Source organism: Chryseobacterium sp. BGARF1, assembly GCF_001677955.1.
GTDB lineage: Bacteria > Bacteroidota > Bacteroidia > Flavobacteriales > Weeksellaceae > Chryseobacterium.
Window position 1 is genome coordinate 1 of record NZ_LELA01000252.1, and the last position, 385, is coordinate 385.

1 pseudogene is annotated in these 385 nt (G+C 35.8%); it reads right to left on the reverse strand.

Annotated elements, in window-relative coordinates:
* Positions 1-385, reverse strand: a pseudogene (locus AB671_RS22650) (hypothetical protein); the annotation flags it as partial.

The following is a 385-nucleotide window of genomic DNA, read 5'->3' on the forward strand; positions in this document are numbered from 1 at the left end:
TCAATTGTATTGTGACTTGCCAGATAAGGATAGCCATCACTCTTTCCAATTTCTTCTTCAGTAACTTTTGTAAGCCTGTTTCCGGTATGATCGTATCTGAGATTGTCAATCTTAAACGCTGCAGTATTTCCTGTCATAAGCTCTGCGGAACGTTGGAGCCTTGTAATGTTTCCGTTTAGGTCATAATCTATTTTTTCAAAATATTCTTTCGCTGTAGGATTAATTTCGTTTTGATAAAAACCCGCTAACAATCTGTTTAATCTATCATATACATAGCCATACCTTTTAAGAGGTTCGTTTTCCTGAGTGGAAGTTTTCCAGTCTACTTCTGCAATGTTACCGTTGTATTTAGGCTTTACCTGAAGAGTTGAAAAATCATTATTAG